Genomic DNA, 20,394 nt, shown 5'->3' with positions numbered 1-20,394 from the left:
AGGCCTTGCCGGCCCGAATATGCCCGATTTGGAATTTTCGGAAAAGTTGGTCTAAGATATTTGAGTTGCTCCGGGGAGACCGCGGAGTAACGAAGGTCCGGGGCTGTGGCGCAGCTGGTAGCGCACCTGCATGGCATGCAGGGGGTCAGGGGTTCGAGTCCCCTCAGCTCCACCGGATAATCCGCCGGAATCGAAAGATTCCGGCGGATTTTTTTGTGTACGCCCAGCATGGGCATTGGTGTGAGAGGTGGGTCGGGAAACCCGACCCACCAACTCGATTGCGCCGGACACTCCATTTGCCGGATAGCGGTGGTCGGAATCCCTTGCGTCAGGCACATGCGCCCGCACGCATGCGAACTGTGCTTACATCCTGGGCTTGTTCGCGGATCCTGGCCTTGAAGGTTCGGATCCGCGAACAAGCCTATGACTTGCGGGCCGACGTTCCCGATTGGCGCAGCGCGCAGATTTCTATTAAGCTGATCAGGTTGCTTCGGGCGGTCGGAACCGCGGAGGAGCACAAGTTTGGGGCTGTGGCGCAGCTGGTAGCGCACCTGCATGGCATGCAGGGGGTCAGGGGTTCGAGTCCCCTCAGCTCCACCAAACAGGACCCAAGGTCCACAAAAAAGATGAGCCACCCGGTTGGGTGGCTCATCTTTTCTCTCCCAAACAGGAGCTCGGAGAAGTGGGTGCCTAGTAGTGAGCCCTTAGATCCAGTCACTCCGGCGCAGCGGCGGCCCGTCCCCGCCGGCACGCTGGACGAGGATCTGGTTGACGCCCGTGATCCCGGTTTCAAAGCCCAGGGCACTTGAGGCCATGTACAGCCGCCAGATACGCGCCCGGCCCAGGCTGGTGAGCCGGACGGCTTCGTCCCAGTTCTCTTCGAGCCTGCGCACCCACGCCCGCAGGGTCAGGGCGTAGTGCCGGCGCAGGGCCTCCACATCCAGTACTTCGAACCTGCCGGATTCCAGCGCGCTGACCATCTCGCCCAGGCTGATCATCTCGCCGTCCGGAAACACGTAGCGCGGAATGAAGGAGTCCGGGTCCGGCTTGGTGGGGCCTGCGTTCCAGGAGATGGCGTGGTTGAGCAGCCGGCCGCCGGGACGGAGCAAGCCGTGCAGCACGTCGACATAAAAGGGTGTCTGTTCCCGGCCCACGTGTTCGGACATGCCGATGGAGCTGATGGCGTCGAACGGACCGTCGGCGATATCGCGGTAATCCTGGACCCGGATGTCGATGTTTTCGGTCAGGCCGGCGTCGGCCGCACGTTTGCGTGCCAGCATGGCCTGTTCCGTGGAGAGCGTCACCCCCACCACTGTGACGCCGTAATGCTGCGCAGCGTGCAACGCGAAGCTGCCCCAGCCGCAGCCTACGTCCAGGACCCGCATCCCGGGCTGCAGGCCAAGCTTCCGGCAGACGAGATCCACCTTGGCCTTCTGCGCGTCTTCCAGTCCGGCCGGAAGGCCGCGGCCGGCAGGGGTGCCGCCGCCGTCGGGTCCATCCGCCCACACCGCGCACGAGTAAACCATTGAGGGTCCCAGCACGAGGGCGTAAAAGTCGTTGCCGACGTCGTAATGGTGCGAGATGGCCGCGGCGTCGCGCTGCCGGGTGTGGAGCCGGCGCTTCCGCGTGACCTTGGCCTCCTCCGGCGGCGGAGCAGGGTTGGGACCCAGCGCGCCCAGCCGGACCGCCGTGCTGACCAGCGTGGCCAGTTCACGCGGAGTCAGGGGCCGGAAGGGGCCGGGCTCGGAAAACTTGCCCGCCGAGCTGAGCGCCGTGAAGGCTGCAAAGATGTCGCCGGGGGCATCGATGTCCCCGGCGACGTAGGCGCGGCTGAGCCCGAGCTGCCCCGGCGACCACAGGATCCGGCGCAGGGCGCGGCGTGACCTGAATTCGAGGACCGGGGCGTCGGGCGGCCCCGCCTCGGACCCGTCCCACGCCCGCAGTCTCAGCGGTATCTCCGTCGTCCCCAGGACGATGCCCAGTGCGTTCGCCAGCAGCGACGCTGCCCCTTTTTCTGTTTTCATGGTCCTCGCCTTTCGTCCGCCTAGGCCCAACAGTACGACGCCGGCGCGCACCTGTCAGCGCAGTGGCGCGATTATCATGGGGGAGTGAATGAGACGTTGCCACCGTGCCCCGAATGCTCCAGCGCCTACACCTACGAGATGGGTGCGCTACTGGTCTGCCCGGAATGCGGCCACGAGTGGTCCGCCCAGGTGGCGGAGGCCACGGCAGAGGCCGGGCCGAGGGTCATCAAGGATGCAGTGGGCAACATCCTCGCCGACGGCGACACGGTCACGGTGATCAAGGACCTGAAAATCAAGGGCAGCTCCGGTGTCATCAAGGTTGGCACCAAAGTCCGCGGGATCCGGCTGATGGACGGTGTGGGCGATCACGACATCGACTGCAAGGTGGACGGCGTGGGGCCGATGCAGCTCAAATCCTCCGTGGTGAAGAAGGTCTAGCCGGAACCGGTCAGGGGCATGGACTACGGAACCACCGACGTTGTGGTCATCGGCGCGGGTCAGGCGGGACTCTCCGCCGCCTACCACCTGCAGCGCCGAGGGGTTGAATACAGGGTCCTCGACGCCGAGGAAGGCCCGGGCGGCGCCTGGCGCCACCGCTGGAAAAGCCTGGTCATGGCGACGGTCAACGGCATCAGTGACCTTCCCGGCATCGCGAAGCCCGACGTGGATCCCACGGAACCCAGCTCGGAGTTCCTGAGCCGGTACTTCGCCGGCTACGAGCGGGACCTCGGAATTGAGGTCCTGCGCCCGGTCAAGGTCACCTCGGTCGCCAGGGAAGACGCCGATCCGGCGGGGCGCCTGCGGATCAGCACCGACAGCGGCGACTGGTCAGCGAAGGCGGTCATCAACGCAACCGGTACGTGGACCCGGCCGTTCTGGCCCATCTACTCGGGCCGGGCCACGTTCCGGGGCCGGCAACTGCACGTGGCCGATTACGTCTCCGCCGAGGAGTTCCGCGGCCTGCACGTCATCGTCGTGGGAGGCGGCATTTCCGCCGTCGGGCTGCTGGAGGAGGTCTCGCAGGTGACCAGCACCAGCTGGTTCACCCGGCGGAAACCCGACTGGCGTGACGCCGCGTTCGACGCCCAGGCCGGACACAACGCCGTCGCACTCGTGGAGGAGCGCGTGCGGCAGGGCCTGCCGCCGCAAAGCGTGGTGGCCGTGACCGGCCTCATCTGGACCCCGGCGCTGAGGGCGGCAGCACAACGGGGTGCGCTGGACCGTCGCCCCATGTTCACCGCGATAGAGCCCGACGGCGTCCGGCTCGCCGACGGGAGCCTGCTCCGTGCCGACGTCATTCTGTGGGCCACCGGATTCCGTGCCGAGCTCGAACACCTGGCGCCGCTGCATCTCCGGGGACCCGGCGGCGGCATCGCCATGGAAGGGACCCAGGTGGCAGCTGAACCGCGCGTCCATCTGGTGGGGTACGGGCCGTCGTCGTCCACCATCGGCGCCAACAGGGCGGGCCGGGCGGCCGTCACCGCCATCCTCAAACTGCCCGCGCTTGCACCAACCGCATCAACAACCAGTACATGACCAGACGGCAGGAACCAGTGGCACAGAACACTCTTGAGGACATCCTCGGCACGCTCCGGCGCCACCCGGATGTCGAAGCCCCGAACCTCCAGGCCTGGGACGCCACGGACCGGCTGCTGCTCGAAGCCGCCGCAGCGCGCACGGAACCGGGTACCCGGCTGGCAGTGATCGGCGACCGCTACGGTGCTCTCACCCTCGGTGCGCTGGGCACTCTGGGGGTCCGCCGCGTCCGTGTGCACGAGGATCTCATCACTGGGGAGCGCGCCCTGCGGAACAACGCTGCGGCTGTGGGGCTCGCAGCGGCGGATCCCGGAGCCATTGACGCCACCGGGTTCGAACAATTGCCGCTGGCGGAGGAGCTGCTGTCCGGCGCGGAGCTGGTGCTGCTTCAACTGCCGCGGACGCTGGCGGAGCTTGAAGAAATCGCAGCCGCCGTGGCGCGTTATGCCGCCCCTGACGTGGTGCTGCTCGCCGGCGGGCGGATCAAACACATGTCCCTGGGAATGAACGCGGTCCTGGAGCGCCACTTCGAGACGGTCCAGCCGCAGCTGGCACGGCAGAAGTCCCGGATCATCCTCGCCAGCGGCGCCCGGCAAACTGAGACGCACGAGTGGAGTCCCGCCGTCGAACGCCTTGCCGAGCTGGACCTGGACGTTGCTGCGCACGGTGCCGTCTTTGCTGGAGCGAAACTGGACATCGGGACCAGGTTTCTCCTGACCTTCCTGCCGGAGATGCCTGAAGCCGGGCACGCCATCGATCTGGGCTGTGGCACCGGCATCCTCGCCGCCATGTACGCCCGCCAGAACCCGGTCTCAAGGGTCACGGCCACGGACCGGTCCGCCGCCGCCGTCGCGTCCGCCCGGGCCACGGCGCAGGCCAACGGCCTCGAGGAACGGATTACCGCCCTCCAGGATGACGCCATGAGCACCCTCCCGGCCGGAAGCGCCGACCTGGTCCTCCTGAATCCGCCCTTCCACCTGGGCGCCAGTGTGCATGCCGGAGCGGGCATCAAACTGTTCGAGGCGGCAGCCAGGGTCCTGGCGCCGGGCGGTGAGCTATGGACGGTGTTCAACCGGCACCTGCAGTACCTCCCTGCGCTGGAGCGGCTGGTGGGTCCCACCACTGTGAGGGGCGGCAATCAAAAGTTCACGGTGGCGGTCAGCACCCGGCGGCCATAGGCGCGCCAGCACGGCAAGGTGGCGCCCCGGCCGCGGCGCGGCCCCACCTCCGGCTCTGGGCGTTGATCAGGAGGTAACGTACCATTCAGACATCATCATGAATACGCGGCCGAAAACCTAGGGGAGACCGTGCCAGAAATCCGCCAGTCCTCGGCGCCACGGCGCGGGACTAATCTTCCGCGCATGGGGGACTTCAACCTCACGGTCATCCTGGATGCCATCCGCCGGTCATCCGGGGGGCTCAGCCGCGTGGAGCTCGCCCAGATTGTGGGCCTTTCGCCGCAGACTATCTCCAACATCTCCCGCCGCCTGCTGGACCAGCACCTGATCGTCGAAGCCGGCAAAGAAGGCAGTGGCCCCGGCAAGCCGCGCACCATGCTTCGTCTCAACCCGGGCGGCATGTATGCCATCGGCGTCCACCTGGACCCCGCCGTCACCACGTTCGTGGTCCTCGATCTTGTGGGCGCCGTTGTACAGCATTCACGGATTAGAACACCCGGCGGGAATGATCCTGCCGCCGTTATGTCCACCATGGCCACCGAGATCGAGCAGCTCGTTGCCGAGTCCGGCGTGGACACCAGCCGGATCGCCGGCCTGGGCCTGGCCGCTCCGGGACCCATCGACCTGGACAACGGCACCGTGGTGGAGCCGCCGCTGCTGCCGGGCTGGGACCGCGTGGAGCTTCGGGACGCCCTGGCCAAGGCCACCGGCTATTCCGTCCTGGTGGATAAGGACGTCACCAGCGCCGCCGTCGCCGAGACATGGGCCGGCGGGCCCAGCGGCTCGGGCAGTTTCATTTTTATGTACATGGGCACCGGTATCGGCTGCGGCATCGTCCTCAACGATGAGGTGGTCCGTGGAACGTCAGGAAACGCCGGCGAGATCGGCCACATCGTGGTGGACCCCGATGGCCCGGTCTGCGACTGCGGACTGCGCGGCTGCGTGAAGTCCTCAGCCATCCCGCAGGTGCTCGTGGCGGAGGCCGTCGCCGCCGGCATCCTGAACGGGTCCGGAAAGCACACCAGCGGAGCCGAAGTGCAGCAGAGCTTCTCCCAGCTGTGCGACCTTGCCGATGCCGGCGACGCCAAGGCCCTGGCGATCATCGACAAGTCAGCCGTGCTGGTGGCCCGGGCCGTCTCCGTGGTCACCAACACGCTGGATGTGGAGCGGGTTGTGTTCGGCGGGCCCTTCTGGAGCCGGATCGCCGACCGCTACCTGGAGAAGATCCCGGCCCTGGTGGACGCCAACAGCGCGGCCCGCCTGATCCACACCATCGAGGTTGTCGGCACGGGAGTCGGTGAGGACGTGGGCGCCGTTGGAGCTGCCTGCCTGGTCCTGGAGCATACACTGGCGCCCCGGGCGCAGCGGCTTCTCCTGGAAGTCTGACCGGACGTCTTAACGGGGCCTCCTTGCCACTGGCCGGAGCCCCATCTAGCATGTGGATATCGCCGCGGCTGGGGCCCGCAGATACAGGGGACGGCAGCCATTGACTGAATGGAGCACCAATGCGCCGGGCCCTTAAAATCACTTCACTCATCGCTGCAGCGGGCTTCGTGCTGACGGCGTGTTCCCCCTCCGCCCCCGAAGCGGAGACCAAAACGCTGAAGGTGGTCTACCAAAAGACCGATTCCTTCACTGCCCTTGACACGCTCTTCCAGGCGGCCAAGCAGGAGTTTGAGGCCGCCAACCAGGGCGTGACGATTGCCCTGGAGCCCATCCAGGCGAACGACGACGACTACGGCACCAAGCTTGCCCTCGCTCTCCGTTCGCCCTCCACCGCCCCGGATGTCTTCTATGAGGACACCTTCAAGGTGCGTTCCGACGTTGACGCCGGGTACCTCCTGAAGCTGGACAGCCACCTTGAGGGGTGGAAGGACTGGGATACCTTCGACGCTGGCGCCAAAGCGGCCGGTCTGGGGGACGACGGCGGCACCTACGCGGTTCCGCTGGGCACCGACACCCGAGCTATCTGGTACAACAAAAAGGTGCTCGCCGCCGCGGGCGTCAGCGTCCCGTGGGAGCCCCGCACCTGGCAGGACATCCTGGACACCGCCCGGAAAATCAAGGCCAGTGACGCCTCCGTGGTGCCGTTCAACATGTACGCCGGCAAGGCCACCGGCGAAGGCACCGTGATGCAGAGCTTCTACGAGCTGTTCTACGGAACGGATTCCGAACTCTACGACGCCGACGCCAAAAAGTGGGTAGTCGGTTCCCCGGGGTTCACCGACTCGTTGGCGTTCCTCAAGACCCTCTACGACGAAAAACTGGCCGTCTCCCCGGCGGAGGCCCTCGACGCGAATGTGTGGAAGAAGGTCTTCGGCGAATGGCTGCCGCAGGGCAAGATGGGCGCAACCGTGGAAGGTTCGTATACGCCGTCGTTCTGGCAGAAGGGCGGCAGCTACGAGTGGGCCGAGTACGGGCAGGACATGGGCGTCACAGCGTTCCCGACCCAGAACGGCCAGGCACCCGGCGGCGTCAGCATGTCCGGCGGTTGGACCGTGGCGGTAGGAGCGGAGACCAAAAATCCTGACCTCGCGTTTGAGTTCCTCGCCACGGCACTGAACCAGAAGAACTCCCTGGCCTTTAACATCGCCAGCTCCCAGATCGCCGTGCGGAAGGACGTCGCCGCCGACGCCGGCTACCAGGCGGCCAACCCGTTTGTGAAGGACGTGTCCGAGCTTGTGGCCGTCACGCATTACCGTCCCGCAACTGCCGACTACCCCCGGATCTCCGCGGCCGTCCAGGAGGCCACGGAAGCCGTGATTACCGGGGCGAAATCCCCGGAGCAGGCAGCCGCCGACTATGACACGGCGGTGAAGGGCATCGTGGGTGAGGCCAAGACCGTCGCCAAGTAGCCTGTGGCAGTTTTCCTAACGCGTGACCAGACCGGCCACCGGCGGCGTCGCCCCGGACTCAGGCGCCAGGCACGGCTGCTCCCCGTACTGCCGGCAGTGGTTCTCCTGCTGGTGTTTTTGGCCGGTCCCGTGCTGTGGGCCTTCCACGCGTCATTCACTAATGCAGCCCTGACCGGCCGCAATGCCCGCAGTCCCGGTTGGATCGGGTTCGACAACTACGCCAGGCTCCTGTCGGACCCGATGCTGCCGCTCTCGCTGGGCCTGACTGTCCTGTTCGTGGGCGGGTCTGCCATCCTGGGCCAGAACCTGCTGGGGCTCACCCTCGCGGTGCTGATGCGGCGGGCGCGCCGAACGCTGGCCGCCGTCGTCGGTACGGCGGTGGTGGCCGCATGGGTGCTCCCCGAGATCGTGGCCGCCTTCGCCGCCTACGCGTATTTCAGCCGGGACGGGACCCTGAACCAGCTGCTGGGCGGGCTGGGGCTCGGGCAGACCGACTGGCTGTATTCGTTCCCGATGGTCGCCATCCTGCTTGCCAACATCTGGCGTGGCACGGCGTTCTCCATGCTGGTGTACCGCGCCGCGCTCAATGACATCCCCGGCGAGGTCACGGAGGCCGCGCTGATGGACGGTGCCGGCGGCTGGCAGCGGCTGGCCTTCATCACCATCCCCATGATCCGCGGCAGCATCGCCACCAACCTCATGCTCATCACCCTGCAGACGCTGGCGGTGTTCACCCTGATCTGGGTGATGACAGCGGGCGGCCCCGCCAACGCCAGCACCACGCTGCCTGTGCTGGCGTACCTGGAGGCCTTCAAGTTCGGCGACATCGGCTACGGCACCGCGGTGGCGTCAGTGCTGATCCTCATTGGCGTGGTGTTCGGTGCCGCCTACGTCCGGCTCCTGCGGGAGAGCAAACCATGACGACGACGGCGGGGACCTCCGCGCGGGGGAAGCTGCGGTCCGGGACGGGCGCAGTTTCCCGCGCCCAGCAGCGTGCCCGGATGCCGGCGGACGTGTCCCTGATCCTGATCGGTGCCTGCTTTGTCCTGCCGCTGCTCTGGCTGGTGTTTGCGTCCCTTGATGCCTCCGCCGGGCATGAGGCAAGGCTCCCGGGTCGGTTCTCCTTGGATAACTTTGCCGCCATCATGACACCGGGGCTGCTGTTCCAGCCGCTTTGGAACAGCATGGTGCTGTCCGCCGGCACAGCCGCCGTGAACCTCGTGGCAGCAGTCCTGGCTGCCTACCCGCTGTCCCGCTACCAGTCCAGGTTCAACAAGCCGTTTATGTACACCGTCCTGTTTGGAACCTGCCTTCCCATCACGGCGATCATGGTGCCGGTGTACGGGTTGTTTGTGCAGCTTCAACTGCTGGATTCGATGCCCGCCACGATCTTCTTTATGGCCACTACCACGTTGCCCATGGCCATCTGGATGACGAAGAGCTTTATGGACGCAGTCCCGGTGTCGTTGGAGGAAGCGGCCTGGGTGGACGGTGCGTCAGGATTAACGGCGCTGCGGACCATCGTCCTGCCCCTGATGCGGCAGGGGCTGGGCGTGGTGTTCATTTTTGTGTTCATCCAGGCCTGGGGGAACTTCTTCGTCCCGTTCGTCCTGCTCCTGTCCGAAGCCCGGCAACCAGCAGCGGTGTCGATCTTCAGCTTCTTCGGACAGCACGGCGCAGTGGCGTACGGCCAGCTGGCCGCCTTCTCCATCCTGTATTCGGTCCCGGTGCTGGCCCTGTACGTGATTGTGGCCAAGGGCGCAGGAAGCTCATTCGCGCTCTCGGGTGCGGTCAAGGGCTAGTGACGCGGGGCTAGCGATGCCGATCGGATCCCTCAGTCGATGTCCTCGACCACCACGCCGAAGGGGATGCTGTCATCGAGGTGGGCCTGGTGGCCGGTGGGACCCGCGTTGTAGGTAACCCGGACACCATGGGACTTGTCGGCAGCGGACTGCTGCAGGACAGGCTTGACGGCAAGGATGAACCGCTCGCTCTTGTCGGCGAGAAACTCTTTGTAACTGGCTGGAAGCTCACTCATGGCAAAAGAATAGACCTGCAGAGCCGCGATGGGGAGGGGTCCCCATTGCGGCCGGACCCGCAGGTGGCTTGGATAGGATGGCGGACGGAGTGCAGCCGCCGGCGGCACACCCGGGCTAACATCCGTAAACCACCAGCCATCAGGGGGAAATCCATTGCTTCAGACCAGTGCGCCCGCACGTATCGATCCGGCGGAACTGGCCCGTGCACAGCAGGTGGTGGCGAACATTTCCCGCAGCTTCGATGCCAAAGTGGTGGGCCAGGCACGGCTGCGTGAATCCCTGCTGGTGGGCCTGATGACCGGTGGGCACATCCTGCTGGAAAGCGTTCCGGGCCTGGCGAAGACCACCGCCGCGCAGACGGTGGCCGATGCGGTGAGCGCAGAGTTCCGCCGGATCCAGTGCACGCCGGACCTGCTGCCCAGCGATATCGTGGGCACGCAGATCTACGACGCCGCCAAGGGCACCTTCATCACGCAGCTGGGGCCGGTGCACGCCAACATCGTCCTGCTTGATGAGATCAACCGTTCCAGCGCCAAGACCCAAAGCGCCATGCTGGAGGCCATGCAGGAGCGGCAGACCTCCATCGGGGGAGAGGAGTACCGGCTGCCGTCCCCGTTTATGGTGCTGGCCACGCAGAACCCGATCGAGCAGGAAGGCACGTACCAGCTGCCGGAGGCTCAGATGGACCGCTTTATGCTCAAGGACGTGCTGGACTACCCCACGCCGGCCGAGGAAACGGAAATCATCCGCCGGATCGACGCAGGGGTCTTCACTGAGGCGCAGAAGCCTGCGGCCGCCGCCTCTTTGGACGCCGTCATTAGTGTGCAGGAGCTGGTGAAGCGGATCTATATCGACCCGGCCATCATCAACTACATTGTGGGCCTGGTGTTCGTCACCCGGAACGCCGGGCAGTACATCGACCAGCGGCTCGCCGGCTTCATCGAGTTCGGCGCCAGCCCGCGCGCCAGCATTGCCTTCAGCCAGGCCGCCCGGGCAGTGGCACTTCTCAACGGCAGGGACCACGTGATCCCGGAAGACGTGAAGTCCCTCGCCCACCGTGTGCTCCGGCACCGCCTCATCCTGGGGTTCGACGCCGTTGCCGAGCAGGTGCCGGTGGAGACGATCATCGACGCGGTCGTAGCCTCCGTCCAGACTCCCTGAGGCTGCGGTGACCAGCCTCCTGCAGCGCGTGAAGGCGAAGATGGCCATCTTCGCCCACCGGAAAGCCCGCGGCATGCTCGACGGCGAATACGGTTCCGTCTTCCGCGGCCGCAGCCTCGACTTTGATGACCTGCGCGCCTATATCCCCGGGGACGATGTCCGCGACATCGATTGGAAGGCTTCCGCCCGGTTCGGATCGCCGCTCATCAAGCGGTATGTCGCCGTGCGGCGCCAGACCGTCCTGCTTATTGCCGATACAGGACGGGGCATGGCTGCCGAGTCCCGCGACGGCGAAACCAAGAAGGACATCGCCGTGATGGCACTCGGCGTGGTGGGCTACCTGGCGCACCGGCACGGCGACGTAGTGGGCCTGGTCTGCGGCGACGGCAACGGGACACGCTCCATCCAGGCCAAAGCCGGTGAGCCGCATCTGGAACGGCTCCTGCGCGAGGTTGACTCGTCCACTTCCCTGGACTCTGGCCCCAGCAGGATCGAGGACCAGCTGGAGTACGTGGCCCGCAACGTCAAGGGCAGGTTCCTGCTGTTTGTGGTGTCCGACGAACATGCCGCCGGCGCCGACACCGAACAGCTGCTGCGCCGGCTGCGTGCCCAGCATGAGGTCCTTTGGCTCACCATCCGGGACGCTGACTTGGCCGGGGAAGGAAACACCGGCCAGGACGCCTTCAGCGTGGCAGACTCGTCGATGCTGCCAGCACACCTGGCAGCATCCCCGGCAATCGCGGCGGCCTATGCCAAGGCAACAGGGGAACGGGACGCGGCCCGGCAGGCCATGCTCCGCCGCGCCGGCATTACCCAAGGCCACGTGACCGGCAGCAGTGCGGTCATGACGGAACTCTTCGCCCTCCTGGAAAGGCACCGGCGTGCAGGCTGACCCGGGCATCTACGAACCCCTCCAGTACAGCCAGGCGTGGCTGTGGACCGGACTCGCCCTACTGGCAGCGGTCCTGGGCTGGTACGCGTTCGTTTTCCTGAGCACGCGCAAACCGAAGGTGACGGAGCAGGCGCCCCGGTTCACTCCGCCGTCGGACCTTGCGGGCCTCAAGGAGGCCTACCTGCAAAGGATCGACGCCGTCACGGCAGACGCCGCCGCCGGGCTGCTGACCGCACGGGAGTCCCACCAGGAACTTAGCCTGCTGGTCCGCCGGTTCGCCCGCGACGTCACCGGTATCGACGCCCCCAGGATGACCCTTGCGGAGCTGCACGGGCACCCACTGCCCCCAGTGGCCGAGGCCGTCCGCAAGATCTACCCGGGCGAGTTCGGCCTGGAACCCCTTCCGCCGGTCGCGCAATCGGCCGAGACTGCCCGCCAGGCGGTGCGGCAATGGAACTGATGTTCTGGTGGCTGATCCCGCCTGCGCTGGTCATCGCGGCCCTGGCCGGTTGGCGCGCCTTCCGCCCGGACCGACACGCAAACGCTCAACGGCGGCCGGTGGCCAATGCGGACCGCCTTACCGCGCTGCCCGAATACCAGGCGGCCCTCCGCCAGCACCGCCGATGGCTGGCCGTAGCCGCTCTCGCGGCCACAACCCTGCTGGTCTCCGCGGTGGCCGCGGCGGCGCGTCCGGTGGAACTGACTACCATCCAGCCGTTGCAGCGCAACCGGGACATCATGCTGTGCCTGGACACATCGGGCTCCATGAGCAGCGCCGACGCGGCTGTGGTGCAGGTGTTTGCCGAACTGGCGAAGGAGTTCGACGGCGAACGGATCGGCCTCACTGTCTTCGACAGCAGCGCCGTCCAGGTCTTCCCCCTCACCGACGACTACGGGTATGTACAGGAACAACTCCAGCTGGCCCAACGCGCGTTCGAGGGAAGCCCCGGGAGCGCGGGGTTCCTGGACGGCACCTGGAACGGCCGCGGATCGTCACTGATCGGCGACGGCCTGGCATCCTGCGTCAACGGGTTCCCGGACACCGGCGCCGCGGATGCACGCAGAGCGGAGACCGGCACACCTGACGCCGGTCAGCGGCGCTCGCGGTCCATCGTCCTGGCAACGGACAACTACCTGTCCGGCGATCCCATCTTCACCCTGGAACAGGCGGCCGCCCTGGCCAAGGAGCGCGATGTGCGCATTTACGCCCTGAACCCCGGCGACTTTGACTACGGAACCGGCCCAGGCCAGCCCGGAGCGAGGCTGCGCACAGCGGCCGAAGCCAGCGGTGGGGCGTACCACCAACTGGACAGCCCGGAGGCTGTGGCGGACATCGTCCGATCCGTGCAGGAAACCGAAGCCACGGCCATGAAGGGAGCACCCCGGGCGGTTGTCTCGGACCGGCCCGATCTGCCCCTCGCGCTGGCACTCCTGTCCGCCCTGGTTCTGGCGGGCGCATCGTGGAGGCTCCGGCCATGACTCTGCAACCGATCCTGCCCTGGTGGGTTATGGCCCCGCTCATCGCCGCGACCGTGCTGTTTCTGGTCTGGCGACTCGTCCACGCGGCGCGCCAGAGCTCGGCCGGTATGCGCCGCGACTGGCTGTTCAGGAGCGCCCTGGTGCTGCTGCTCCTGGCTGCGGCGCTCCGGCCGGGTGTCCCCGGCGGGAGTTCCCAAGCCGAGGCGGCGGATGTCAACGTTTTCTTCGTGGTGGACACCAGCAGCAGCATCGCTGCCGAAGACTACGGCGACGGCTCGCCCCGGCTGGACGGGGTGCGGCAGGACATCATGGCCATCGCAGGTGAACTGGCCGGAGCCCGCTTTTCGTTCCTGACGTTCGACAGCAACGCCATTGTCAGGATGCCCCTCACCACCGACACCACCGCCCTGGACACCAGCGTGTCCGTCCTGCGGCCCCAGGTCACCGCATTCTCCAAGGGCAGCAGCGTCACAGCCGCCGGAACCTTGCTGGCGGAGCGGCTGCGCGCCGCGCGGGACAGCCATCCCGAACGGCCGCGCCTGGTCTATTACCTGGGAGACGGTGAACAGACCAGCGCCAAGGCACCGGAAGCGATAAGGCTCGACGGCGGCCTGGTGGACGGCGGCGCGGTGCTCGGCTACGGCACGGCGGACGGCGGCCGGATGAAGGAAAACACGGGCCAGGGGTCGGGGCAGGACGCTGGCGCCGGCTACATCCAAGACCGGTCGTCCGGAACCGGCAAGGATGCTTTATCGGTCATCGACGAAGGCCGGCTGCGGGGCATTGCCGGGCAGCTGGGGATTCCGTATGTCCACCGTTCGGCCGGAGACCCGGTGGCGCCGATGATGCAGGCCGCTGATCCAGGGGAACTCCAACGGGTGCCGGCGGACGGCGTCGGGGGCGGGCGGACGGAGCTGTACTGGCTCCTCGCCGCCGGGGCGTTCCTGCTGGCACTCCGCGAAACCGTCCTGGTGCTGCGCCAGTGGCGGCAGCTCCGGCCCGGACCGGGAACTCGAACATGATGCGGCCAGCGCCCAAACCGGCACCGCAGGAACCGGCACCCCAGGAACCGGCACCGCCGGTGACCTCACGGGACCGGCGGGAGCGCCGCCGTCGGCTGTTGTGGTGGTCTATGCTGCCCGCACTCCTGGTCCTGTGCCTGTCCGCTAAGTTGCTCAGCGTGGGCATTCTCGCCGACACTGCTGCCCGGTCCTTCGCGGCCGGGGACTCCGGCGGCGTGGCGGATGCTGCGGGCGGACTGAGGACCGCCAATTTCATCGAACCGCACAAGGCGCCGTTCGCCGAGGGTGACGGCCTGTTCCTCGCCGGGGACTTCGCTGCCGCCCGCCAACGCTTCGAGGAAGCACTGTCCCTGGCGGGCACGGCCGACGAGTGCGTTGTCCGGGTCAACCTGGCCCTCACCATCGAACGCCTCGGTGACGCCGAGGCCAAAACAGAAGATCCGACGGCGGCGGCCCGGCTGTTCGCCGAAGGCGTTGCGGTAGTGGAGGCTGCTCCGGAGGGTTGCTTTGACGCCCGAGCAGCCAGTGCGGATTCAGGCACGGACGCCGATGCGGCGGAGAAACTGGAACAGGCGGCGGAGCGGCTGCAGCAAAAGGCCGATGCAGCGGCTGCGGACAACACCACCCCGCAACCGCCGGAAGAGCTTGGGCAGGACGAGCCTCCGGCGGATCCGGGCCGGCAGAGCCAGCTTGAGCAGCTCAGGGACAGCGCCAGGGAAGCCCAAAGCGAGCGGAATTCCGGGCAGGAGCGGGACGAGTACCTCCGGGACGATGGCTTCGGGCCGGGTGTTGACCGGCCCTGGTAACAGGCCAAGGCAGCGGCGGGTCTGCAGTATGCCCCATGAATTCGTTGACCAATATGGCGAAGAAAATTCTGCACCAATGCGAAACACGCCGTAAAGCTGCGTCTTAATTCGGCAGTGGACTTGAAGGGTGCCCCGCGGGCTCCTAGAGTTCTATACAAGTTACCGAGGTAACGTGTCAGCGATCCTCCGATTGTGGAGGGTGTGGGTGCCCCCATGTGGGCCTGACATTTGCTCACGGACAACTTCATTACAGGCGTAACAGTCGCGGCTGCGTCCCTGTGGAGTCTTCCGTGTTCCCAAACTCAAATTCATTCTCGGCTTCACCGTCACATTTGCTGACCGGTAGCCGGCAATGGCCCAAAGCCAAGGACGCAAATGTCACCGCCAAGCCTTATTGAAACGCATCCGAACCTCACCGAGACTGCCCCCGTGGCGCTCTCGTACGAGCTCTTCCCGCCCCGCTCGCCGGCCGCGGCCGAGTCGCTCTGGACCACCATCCGGGAACTGGAAACCACCGAGCCGGACTATGTCTCCGTCACTTACGGTGCCAGTGGCTCGAACCGGGACACCGCCGTCGAACTCATCAACAGGCTCCTCCTGGAAACCACGCTCCGGCCCCTCGCCCACCTCACCTGCGTGGGCAACACGCCGGAGGAACTGGCGGAGATTATCGGCGACCTCCTGGACACCGGCGTCCGGGGCATCCTGGCCCTCCGGGGCGACCAGCCGAAGGACGGTGCACCGCTCGCCGCAGGGTCACTGCGGTATGCGCAGGACCTGATCGAACTTATCCGGCGGGTTGAACAGCGGCGGTCGGCCCTGCTGTGTGCAGGCAAGATCGCCGTGGGCGTCGCCGCGTACCCCACCCGGCACCCGGAATCACCCAGTGAAGCCCACGACGTCGAGGTGCTGCTCGCCAAGCAGCGCTCCGGCGCCGACTTTGCCATCACCCAGGTCTTCTTCCATACCGAGCAATACGCGAACCTCATCAGCCGCGCACGCCGGGCAGGGGTCACCATCCCCATCATCCCGGGCGTTATGCCGCTCACCAGCCTGCGCCGGGTCACACGGCTCGGGGAACTGACCGGCGTTGAACCGGCACCGGAACTCCTCGCCCGCCTGGCCGCCGCGGACAGCGACGGCGAACGACTCCGGATCGGTGTCCGGGCCACGGTGGACCTGGCCAACGCGGCCCTCGAGGCCGGAGCGCCGGGCATCCACATCTACACCTTCAACGAACACCAGAGCGCGCTGGAGGTGCTGGACAAACTGGCACTTCCGCGCCAGTCCCGTTCAGTTGGCCGCCGCAGCGCCGCTGTCCGTGCCGACGCCTCAGCCCAGCGCCAGCTCGCCAGCTGACCTTCCAACATCCGCCAGACCATTCACAGTTTCCACTAACACTCAAGGAATCTCCCATGACTGAACAGAACACCACCCCGTTCCCGGCCGCGTCACTCCTCGGCTACCCGCGCATCGGCCGCCGCCGCGAGCTCAAGAAGGCCATCGAAGCCTACTGGGCCGGCAAGATCGACGCTGATGCCCTGGACGCCGCCGCCAAGGGCATCCAGCTGACCATCGCCAAGCGCCTGCAGGAACTGGGCCTCACCGAAGCCGCCGCTGTTCCGGGCACGTTCTCCTACTACGACCAGGTCCTGGACGCCACCGCCCACCTCGGCGCTGTCCCGGCCCGCTTCGGCAAGCTCCTCAACGCCGAAGGCCAGCTTGACATCGACGGCTACTTCACCCTGGCCCGTGGCAACAAGGACCAGCAGCCGCTGGAAATGACCAAGTGGTTCGACACGAACTACCACTACCTCGTTCCGGAGATTGGCCCGGAGACCGAGTTCACCCTCGCCTCCAACCGCATCGTTGAGGAATTCGAGTTCGCCCTGGCCAACGGGATCGAGACCCGCCCGTACATCGTTGGCCCGGTCACCTACTTGCTGCTCTCCAAGGCTTCGGATGAAGCCCAGGCAGGCTTCGCTCCGCTGTCCCGCCTCGAAGACGTCCTGCCGGTCTACGTGCAGCTGCTCGATAAGCTCGCCGCCGCAGGCGCCAGCTGGATCCAGCTGGACGAGCCCGCCCTGGTTGTTGACCAGGACACCCCGGCCGCCGAAATCGAAGCAGCCGTTGCCCGCACTTACGAAGTCCTCTCCGGTGCGGCCAACCGCCCGCAGATCCTCGTCTCCACCCCGTACGGCGCCCTCGATGGCCAGCTGGGCACACTTGCCGCCACCAACATCGACGCCCTGCACATCGACGCCTTCAAGGGCGCGGTCCCGTCCGCAGCGGCCCTGGCCGGCCTCGGCAACAAGACCCTGGTTGCCGGCGTCGTTGACGGCCACAACATCTGGCGCAACGACCTGGCCGTCGCCGCCGCCAAGCTGGACGAACTGAAGGCTGCCGCCGGCCGGATCGCCGTCAGCACCTCCACCTCCACCCAGCACGTCCCGCACGACGTCACCGAAGAAGGCCAGCTCTCCGAGGACCTGCGCAGCTGGCTCGCGTTCGCCGACCAGAAGGCCGTGGAAGTCAAGACCCTCGCGTCCTACTTGGCCGACCCGGCCTCCGCCAAGGCTGCCATCGACGAGGCATCCGCCGTCATCGCAGCCCGCGCCATCGCCGAAGGCGTCCGCCGCGACGACGTCAGGGCCCGCACCGAGGCCCTGACCGCAGCGGACTTCAGCCGCTCCGCCTACGCAGTACGGGAAGCCGCCCAGGAAGAGGCCCTGCACCTCCCGCCGCTGCCCACCACCACCATCGGCTCCTTCCCGCAGACGTCCGAGATCCGCTCGGCGCGAGCCCGCAACAACAAGGGTGACCTTACCAACGAGCAGTACGAGCAGCTCATGAAGGACGAGATCAAGCGCGTTGTTGAGCTGCAGGAAGAGCTCGGCTACGACGTCCTGGTGCATGGCGAGCCTGAGCGCAACGACATGGTCCAGTACTTCGCCGAGAACCTCGAAGGCTTCGACGTCACGGTCCATGGCTGGGTCCAGTCCTACGGCTCACGCTGCACCCGCCCGTCCATCCTCTGGGGCGACGTCACCCGCAGCGCCCCCATCACGGTGGCCTGGGCCGAGTACGCCCAGTCGCTGACCAGCAAGCCGATGAAGGGCATGCTCACGGGTCCGGTCACCATCCTGGCCTGGTCCTTCGTCCGCGATGACCAGCCACTGGGCGAGACCGCCAACCAGGTTGGCCTGGCCCTCCGCGACGAAATCGCGGACCTCGAGGCTGCCGGCATCAAGGTCATCCAGGTGGACGAGCCCGCGCTGCGCGAGCTCCTGCCGCTGCGCAAGGCAGACCACGCCACCTACCTGAAGTGGTCAGTGGATTCCTTCCGCCTGGCCACCGCCGGTGCGGCCGACGCCACGCAGATCCACACCCACCTCTGCTACTCGGAGTTCGGCGTGATCATCGACGCCATTGACGGCCTCGACGCAGACGTCACGTCCATCGAAGCGGCACGGTCGCGCATGGAGGTTGTTCACGACCTCGAGTCCCACGGCTTCGGCCGCGGCGTTGGTCCGGGCGTCTACGACATCCACTCGCCGCGTGTTCCGGGCGAAGCCGAGGTCACCGAACTCCTGGCCACCGCCGTCAAGCACGTCCCGTCCCGCCAGCTCTGGGTCAACCCGGACTGCGGCCTGAAGACCCGCGGCTACGCCGAGACCGAAGAGTCCCTGCGCAACCTGGTCAAGGCCACCAAGACGGTCCGCGCCGGCCTGCTGGAGTCCGCGAAGTAGCCCACCCGCATTAACGACGGCGGCCGGTCACCGAAAGGTGACCGGCCGCCGTCGTACTTTAACCATCGATTGCTGCGTAACTGCCCTTTTCAGGGCTCAATAGGGCCCTTGTGGAGCAATCGATTCAGGACTCCCAGAGGATTTCGTCGTCCACCACGCCGTCTTCGTCGGCGGCTACCACCAGGACCTCGTCCGTGAAGTGTGAGCCCAGGGTGAAGTCCATAACAAAGTAGCGCTCGGGCTGGCCGGGGAAAATGCCCACGTGGCCGAGTTTGAGCGCTTTGAGGAAGACGTCGTTGGTGAGCTGGCTGCGTTCCTCCACGCCGAAGACTTTCTGCAGGTGCTCGTCCTTGAGGGCGCTGCAGTGGAAGTGAAGGTATTCCTGGGGGCTGGTGCCTTCCTGCTCCAGTTCGTCGGCGATCATCTGCCTGACCTCATCCACCAGCTCGGGGAGGAACCGCAGCCGGTAGTCCACCTTGTGCATGGCCGCTTCGTCAAAGTGGTCGTGTGCGTTGATGTTCAGGTCGAGTTCCAGTACCTGGCCACCCAGCTCATGTTTGGCGGCGATGTTGTGATCCCTGCCGTGGTTGAGCTCGATTTCTCCAAAGTGCTGGCTCGCTACCCTGTTCATACCTTCAACATAGACCCCAAGTGCTGCGCTTTCCAGCATTCCGGGCTAATTGCCTGAGGACCCCGCAGCGGCCATCGTCTCGGCGAGCAGGTCCACAAACAGCTGCACCCGGGCGGTCTTCTTCTCGTTGATGAGCAGTGCAAACACGTTCCGGGCCAGCCGGATCTCGGGAACGTCCAGCACTACAACGCCGGCCGGCCGGTTCCGCAATGCGAGCTCGGGCACCAGCGCAGCGCCCAGTCCGGCGGCCGCCATTTCGAGGCTGGCATGGAAATCGTCGCTGTGGGCCACCACGCGCGGATGCAGGTTGCAGCTGGCAAAGAGCCGTTCGATCACCACGGCATCGGGGCTCCCGGGGTGGTGCATGATCCAGGGCAGCTCGGACAGATGGTCCGCCGCCACCTTGGCGTCCGTGCGGAATCCCCAGCCCGCGGGCAGCACCACACGGAAGTTGTCGTCGCCGATCCACTGCCGGTTGATGGTGTGCGGCCAGGCGAGCCCGGACTGGCCCACCTGGAAGACCAACGCCACATCGAGCTCTCCGCCGGTGCGTAGTCCCTGGATGGTCTGGGCCGGCTCGGCCACCGACACTTTGAGGTCGATCCCCAGGTCCTTCCACGCCGGATTCTTCAGGATGCGCGGGAGGACGTAGGTGGCCAGGCTGGGAAAGATTCCCAGCCGCAGTTCCTGGCTGGTGCTGCTGTGTGTTTTGGAGGCTGCCGCCATCAGGGCTTCGATGTCCGTCAGCACCTTCGCGGCGTGCCGGGTCATCACCACCGCCGCTTCCGTGGGGACCACGCTGCGGGCCGAGCGCTGGAACAGGACCACGCCCGTTTCCCGTTCCAGGGCGGACATCTGCTGCGAGACCGCCGACGCCGTGTACCCCAGGCGTGCCGCTGCGGCCGCGAAGGATCCCAGCCGGGTAACTTCGAGGAGAGTCTTCAGATGAACGGGATTTACCAACGCTGTCCTTCGGTCAGGGCCGCCTGGGTACCGCGTTGCGCCGGTTCTGGGAGGCCCGC

The 20,394-nt window shown here is 66.6% G+C and carries 19 protein-coding genes and 2 tRNA genes; 17 read left to right on the top strand and 4 right to left on the bottom strand.

Annotated features, from left to right (window positions below; genetic code table 11):
* The first annotated feature begins 99 nt into the window (after positions 1-99).
* Together NG701_RS06940 and NG701_RS06935 are read left to right on the top strand one after the other, a co-directional pair.
* A tRNA-Ala gene (locus NG701_RS06940) sits at positions 100-172 on the top strand.
* A gap of 352 nt (positions 173-524) precedes the next feature.
* Positions 525-600, top strand: a tRNA-Ala gene (locus NG701_RS06935).
* A 104-nt stretch (positions 601-704) separates the two neighbouring features.
* On the opposite strand, the gene NG701_RS06930 is transcribed toward NG701_RS06935, so the two are convergent.
* Complete coding sequence (locus tag NG701_RS06930; protein WP_252565679.1) at positions 705-2,024, bottom strand: SAM-dependent methyltransferase; 1,320 nt, start codon at positions 2,022-2,024, stop codon at positions 705-707.
* 84 nt (positions 2,025-2,108) lie between these two features.
* On the opposite strand from NG701_RS06930, the gene NG701_RS06925 reads away from it, so the two are divergent.
* The 7 genes from NG701_RS06925 to NG701_RS06895 all read left to right on the top strand — a co-directional run bounded on the left by NG701_RS06925 (position 2,109) and on the right by NG701_RS06895 (position 9,395).
* Positions 2,109-2,462, top strand: a complete 354-nt coding sequence (locus NG701_RS06925; RefSeq protein ID WP_252565676.1) for a zinc ribbon domain-containing protein YjdM — start codon at positions 2,109-2,111, stop codon at positions 2,460-2,462.
* An 18-nt stretch (positions 2,463-2,480) separates the two neighbouring features.
* Positions 2,481-3,560 carry an FAD-dependent oxidoreductase gene (locus NG701_RS06920; RefSeq protein WP_252565674.1) on the top strand — a complete coding sequence of 360 codons (1,080 nt, stop codon included), beginning with the start codon at positions 2,481-2,483 and terminating at the stop codon, positions 3,558-3,560.
* Between the two features lie 17 nt (positions 3,561-3,577).
* Positions 3,578-4,738 carry a class I SAM-dependent methyltransferase gene (locus NG701_RS06915; RefSeq protein ID WP_252565671.1) on the top strand — a complete coding sequence of 387 codons (1,161 nt, stop codon included), beginning with the start codon at positions 3,578-3,580 and terminating at the stop codon, positions 4,736-4,738.
* 183 nt (positions 4,739-4,921) lie between these two features.
* Positions 4,922-6,124 (top strand): ROK family transcriptional regulator, encoded by a 1,203-nt coding sequence (locus NG701_RS06910; RefSeq protein ID WP_252565668.1) that lies wholly within the window; start codon positions 4,922-4,924, stop codon positions 6,122-6,124.
* Positions 6,125-6,243: 119 nt separating this feature from the next.
* A complete protein-coding gene (locus tag NG701_RS06905) occupies positions 6,244-7,593 on the top strand; it encodes an extracellular solute-binding protein (protein WP_252565665.1) in 1,350 nt (449 codons plus the stop codon).
* A gap of 3 nt (positions 7,594-7,596) precedes the next feature.
* Positions 7,597-8,514 (top strand): carbohydrate ABC transporter permease, encoded by a 918-nt coding sequence (locus NG701_RS06900; RefSeq protein ID WP_252565662.1) that lies wholly within the window; start codon positions 7,597-7,599, stop codon positions 8,512-8,514.
* A complete protein-coding gene (locus tag NG701_RS06895; RefSeq protein ID WP_252565659.1) occupies positions 8,511-9,395 on the top strand; it encodes a carbohydrate ABC transporter permease in 885 nt (294 codons plus the stop codon). Before NG701_RS06900 ends, NG701_RS06895 begins: the two co-directional genes overlap by 4 nt.
* Positions 9,396-9,427: 32 nt before the next feature.
* Here NG701_RS06895 and NG701_RS06890 read toward each other — a convergent pair whose 3' ends face one another.
* Positions 9,428-9,631 (bottom strand): hypothetical protein, encoded by a 204-nt coding sequence (locus NG701_RS06890; protein ID WP_056341538.1) that lies wholly within the window; start codon positions 9,629-9,631, stop codon positions 9,428-9,430.
* Positions 9,632-9,785: 154 nt separating this feature from the next.
* On the opposite strand from NG701_RS06890, the gene NG701_RS06885 reads away from it, so the two are divergent.
* From NG701_RS06885 to metE, 8 genes are all read left to right on the top strand, one after another.
* Positions 9,786-10,793 (top strand): AAA family ATPase, encoded by a 1,008-nt coding sequence (locus tag NG701_RS06885; protein ID WP_252565656.1) that lies wholly within the window; start codon positions 9,786-9,788, stop codon positions 10,791-10,793.
* Between the two features lie 7 nt (positions 10,794-10,800).
* The gene (locus NG701_RS06880; protein WP_252565653.1) at positions 10,801-11,685 is read left to right on the top strand and encodes a DUF58 domain-containing protein; all 885 of its coding nucleotides are present in this window, start codon (positions 10,801-10,803) and stop codon (positions 11,683-11,685) included.
* A complete protein-coding gene (locus NG701_RS06875; protein WP_252565650.1) occupies positions 11,675-12,145 on the top strand; it encodes a hypothetical protein in 471 nt (156 codons plus the stop codon). The genes NG701_RS06880 and NG701_RS06875 overlap by 11 nt, the downstream gene beginning before the upstream one ends.
* Positions 12,136-13,164 (top strand): vWA domain-containing protein, encoded by a 1,029-nt coding sequence (locus NG701_RS06870; RefSeq protein WP_252565647.1) that lies wholly within the window; start codon positions 12,136-12,138, stop codon positions 13,162-13,164. The genes NG701_RS06875 and NG701_RS06870 overlap by 10 nt, the downstream gene beginning before the upstream one ends.
* The gene (locus tag NG701_RS06865) at positions 13,161-14,186 is read left to right on the top strand and encodes a VWA domain-containing protein (protein WP_252565644.1); all 1,026 of its coding nucleotides are present in this window, start codon (positions 13,161-13,163) and stop codon (positions 14,184-14,186) included. The genes NG701_RS06870 and NG701_RS06865 overlap by 4 nt, the downstream gene beginning before the upstream one ends.
* Entirely contained in the window at positions 14,183-14,992 is an 810-nt protein-coding gene (locus NG701_RS06860; RefSeq protein ID WP_308291985.1) for a hypothetical protein, read from the top strand. Before NG701_RS06865 ends, NG701_RS06860 begins: the two co-directional genes overlap by 4 nt.
* Before the next feature lie 375 nt (positions 14,993-15,367).
* Complete coding sequence (locus NG701_RS06855) at positions 15,368-16,351, top strand: methylenetetrahydrofolate reductase (RefSeq protein ID WP_252565641.1); 984 nt, start codon at positions 15,368-15,370, stop codon at positions 16,349-16,351.
* 56 nt (positions 16,352-16,407) lie between these two features.
* Positions 16,408-18,741: a 5-methyltetrahydropteroyltriglutamate--homocysteine S-methyltransferase gene (gene metE / locus NG701_RS06850; protein ID WP_252565639.1), complete on the top strand. Its 2,334-nt coding sequence runs from the start codon at positions 16,408-16,410 to the stop codon at positions 18,739-18,741.
* A gap of 124 nt (positions 18,742-18,865) precedes the next feature.
* Here the strand turns inward: metE and NG701_RS06845 are convergent, their stop codons facing one another.
* Positions 18,866-19,372: a DUF2004 domain-containing protein gene (locus NG701_RS06845; protein ID WP_104060889.1), complete on the bottom strand. Its 507-nt coding sequence runs from the start codon at positions 19,370-19,372 to the stop codon at positions 18,866-18,868.
* Positions 19,373-19,417: 45 nt separating this feature from the next.
* Positions 19,418-20,335, bottom strand: a complete 918-nt coding sequence (locus NG701_RS06840; RefSeq protein ID WP_252565636.1) for a LysR family transcriptional regulator — start codon at positions 20,333-20,335, stop codon at positions 19,418-19,420.
* Positions 20,336-20,394 lie beyond the last annotated feature (59 nt).

Source organism: Pseudarthrobacter cellobiosi, from assembly GCF_023913815.1.
GTDB lineage: Bacteria > Actinomycetota > Actinomycetes > Actinomycetales > Micrococcaceae > Arthrobacter > Arthrobacter cellobiosi.
Note: the sequence above shows the minus strand (reverse complement) of the source record. Positions and strands in the feature narration are given on the sequence as shown.